The following is a 1,049-nucleotide window of genomic DNA, read 5'->3' as shown; positions in this document are numbered from 1 at the left end:
GAGAACGAGAAAAACAAACCGCAAGGGATCTATAAATATTATGAAAACAATCCCAAATCTGCGGATGAAAAAGTCTTTGGACGAGTCAGCTACCCAGACAGGCGCGGTTTTCTAAAAGGCGCGGGTTTAGCGACCATGGCCGCCGCGCTTGGTGGATTTATCCCATTCCATCGCAATATGCCAGCTGGCATCATCCCCGCAGCTTTTGCAGAGGGTCTTGATGACGTAATGATCGAAGGCAAAGACGGTTTAACGGTCCTCAACGACAGACCGATGAATGCAGAAACCCCACCCCATTTGTTGAATGACGACGTAACTCCAACTCGACGCCATTTCATTCGCAACAACGGTATTCCACCAGCAGACGTGAACCCTGAAACTTGGACGTTGACCATTGATGGATTGGTCGACAAACCAATGTCGCTGTCGATTGCCGATCTCAAAAAGAACTTCGATGTCGTAGAATAACAACTGGTCGTTGAATGTGGCGGTAACGGCCGTGCTTTCTTTGATCCCAAAGCAGCCGGTAATCAATGGACTTACGGCGCTGTGGCTTGCTCCAGTTGGACAGGCGTTCGCTTGGCCGACGTGCTCAAAGCAGCAGGCGTAAAAGACGGAGCCATTTACACCGCGCACTATGGTGCCGACAAACATCTTTCAGGCAAAGAAGGCAAGTTACCAATTTCTCGTGGCGTACCCATCGCTAAAGCCATGGGCAGTGAAAATCTCATCGCCTTTGCCCAAAACGGCGAAGCACTTCACCCTATGAATGGCGCGCCATTGCGTTTAGTGGTTCCAGGTTGGCCGGGTTCTTGTTCACAAAAATGGCTCACTCGTATTCAAATTCGCGATCAAATACACGATGGGCCAAAGATGACAGGTACTTCCTATCGAGTCCCTAACCGACCTGTCGCCCCGGGAGAAAACGTGGCTAAAGAGGATTTCGAGATCATAGAGCGCATGCCAGTAAAATCACTCATCTCCTCTCCGCAAACCAATACAGAAGTCAATGGCAATGAAATAGCCATTCGCGGACATGCTTGGTCTGG

Annotated in this window: 1 pseudogene; it reads left to right on the top strand. The window is 49.9% G+C overall.

From position 1 onward, the window contains the following. Positions 1–27: 27 nt before the first annotated feature. Positions 28–1,049: pseudogene (locus tag R7Q48_RS24865) on the top strand (molybdopterin-dependent oxidoreductase); the annotation flags it as partial.

The sequence above is a fragment of the Vibrio sp. 378 genome, assembly GCF_033339435.1.
Note: the sequence above shows the minus strand (reverse complement) of the source record. Positions and strands in the feature narration are given on the sequence as shown.